This window comes from Mesorhizobium sp. M2E.F.Ca.ET.209.01.1.1 (assembly GCF_004010375.2).
In the GTDB taxonomy this organism is placed as follows: Bacteria; Pseudomonadota; Alphaproteobacteria; order Rhizobiales; family Rhizobiaceae; genus Mesorhizobium.
The window spans coordinates 1-355 of sequence record NZ_SADP02000397.1 but is presented as its reverse complement, the minus strand read 5'-3'; the positions used below and the strand labels follow the sequence as shown (position 1 = coordinate 355).

The 355-nt window shown below is 64.2% G+C and carries 1 pseudogene; it reads left to right on the top strand.

What is annotated here, in order from left to right:
* Positions 1-130: 130 nt before the first annotated feature.
* A pseudogene (locus EN852_RS41860) lies at positions 131-355 on the top strand (hypothetical protein); the annotation flags it as partial.

Here is a 355-nt window from a genome sequence, read left to right as displayed (position 1 = left end):
CTTGGCGCGTATATAAGAACAGGCGGCATCGCGCGCAAGCATTCTGCGCAAGGCTTCCATGAACCTTTCCACGCCGGCCAGCGACTGATGTCCAGGTGCCGCATGGTGCGGCCCCGGAAAGGAAGCCCCCATGACCAGCAACCCAGAGACTCCGCGGTCTCCGGGACCAACAGGAGCTCGGCGCGACCACCGCCTTCGGGACGGGGTCGATGCGCTGGGCTTTCCGCTGATTCCGTTGACCCTGCGCAGGAGCAGGCGTATCGTCACGCAGACGAAAGCAGACAATTCGATCGGGGAACAACGTGCCGTAACGCCGCGCCTTGCCCCGGTTGGCGCGGCAGGAACGGACGTTACT